The organism is Clostridium puniceum (assembly GCF_002006345.1).
Classification (GTDB): Bacteria; Bacillota; Clostridia; order Clostridiales; family Clostridiaceae; genus Clostridium; species Clostridium puniceum.
The window spans coordinates 1-514 of the sequence record NZ_LZZM01000172.1 but is presented as its reverse complement, the minus strand read 5'-3'; the positions used below and the strand labels follow the sequence as shown (position 1 = coordinate 514).

Annotated in this window: 2 tRNA genes and 1 rRNA gene; all 3 read right to left on the bottom strand. The window is 40.9% G+C overall.

What is annotated here, in order from left to right:
• Positions 1–150: 150 nt before the first annotated feature.
• Positions 151–227, bottom strand: a tRNA-Ile gene (locus CLPUN_RS13320).
• A 3-nt stretch (positions 228–230) separates the two neighbouring features.
• Positions 231–306 (bottom strand) — tRNA-Ala (locus CLPUN_RS13315).
• A gap of 140 nt (positions 307–446) precedes the next feature.
• Positions 447–514: ribosomal RNA gene (locus tag CLPUN_RS13310) — 16S ribosomal RNA — on the bottom strand; the annotation flags it as partial.

Here is a 514-nt window from a genome sequence, read left to right as displayed (position 1 = left end):
ATGCCAAGGCATTCACCATACGCCCTTTGTAGCTTGACCTTTTAAGTTTTGTTATTACAAAACTGGTTATATTAATCATTCACAAAGAATATATTTCTTGGCTTTGTTGTATTTTATATACATTAATTATATGCAATTTTCAAAGAACATTGGTGGGCTTAAATGGACTCGAACCATCGACCTCACGCTTATCAGGCGTGCGCTCTAACCAGCTGAGCTATAAGCCCTCATGGTGGAGATTAAGGGATTCGAACCCTTGACCCCCTGCGTGCAAGGCAGGTGCTCTCCCAACTGAGCTAAACCCCCATGAGGCTTTTGAAGGAAAATCCCTCAAAATTGAACAGAATAAATACTTTAAGCAACCATCGAGTAAGTATTTAAATTTTAATACATAATAATGTATCTGTACTAGTCAGAGCATCTGTCTGATCTAGATTTCTCCATAGAAAGGAGGTGATCCAGCCGCAGGTTCTCCTACGGCTACCTTGTTACGACTTCACCCCAATCGCTGACC